At 57.3% G+C, this 998-nt stretch carries 1 protein-coding gene; it reads left to right on the top strand.

What is annotated here, in order from left to right; genetic code table 11:
- The coding region (locus tag AOA61_RS31225; RefSeq protein ID WP_158234808.1) for a hypothetical protein at positions 1–998 on the top strand (998 nt) is incomplete at both ends.

Here is a 998-nt window from a genome sequence, read left to right as displayed (position 1 = left end):
CCACGCGAAAACCTGAACATCAGCTTCACCGCTGGCACCAACGCTGACGGCTATTACGCCATCTCCGGCAACAACGTAGTGCTGACCGAAAAAGGCGCCGACTTCGTTAACGCCGGTAACCAACTGCCGAAGATCGACCTCACCGTCACCGACGTTGAAGGCCTGAACTCCACCGGCACCGGTCAACCGACCGTGACCTTGGTTAACGACGTCCCAGTAATTGCTGTCACGCCGACTACCATTGTCGAGAACACCGCTGAAGCAGGCACCGTCGCCGGTACCTTCGTTGCTAAAGACGAAGAAACCCCACGCGAAAACCTGAACATCAGCTTCACCGCTGGCACCAACGCAGATGGCTACTACGCCATCTCCGGCAACAACGTTGTGCTGACCGAAAAAGGCGCCGACTTCGTTAACGCTGGTAACCAGCTGCCGAAGATCGACCTGACTGTTACCGATGTTGAAGGCCTGAATTCCACCGGCACTGGTCAACCGACCGTAACGCTGGTTAACGATGTTCCGGTGATTGCTGTCACGCCGACTACCATCGTCGAGAACACCGCTGAAGCAGGCACCGTCGCCGGTACCTTCGTCGCGAAAGACGAAGAAACCCCACGCGAAAACCTGAACATCAGCTTCACCGCTGGCACCAACGCAGATGGTTACTACGCTATCTCCGGCAACAACGTGGTCCTGACCGAAAAAGGCGCTGACTTCGTTAACGCTGGCAACCAGCTGCCGAAGATCGACCTGACCGTTACTGACGTTGAAGGCCTGGACTCCACCGGTACCGGTCAACCGACCGTGACCCTGGTTAACGATGTTCCGGTGATTGCTGTCACGCCGACCACCATCGTCGAGAACACCGCCGAAGCAGGCACCGTCGCCGGTACCTTCGTCGCGAAAGACGAAGAAACACCGCGCGAAAACCTGAATATCAGCTTCACCGCTGGCACCAACGCTGACGGCTACTACGCCATCTCCGGCAACAACGTGGT

It is taken from the genome of Pseudomonas sp. 2995-1 (assembly GCF_002742505.1).
Classification (GTDB): Bacteria; Pseudomonadota; Gammaproteobacteria; order Pseudomonadales; family Pseudomonadaceae; genus Aquipseudomonas; species Aquipseudomonas sivasensis.
The sequence above is the reverse complement of the archived record's forward strand: the minus strand, read 5'-3'. Positions and strand labels throughout refer to the sequence as shown.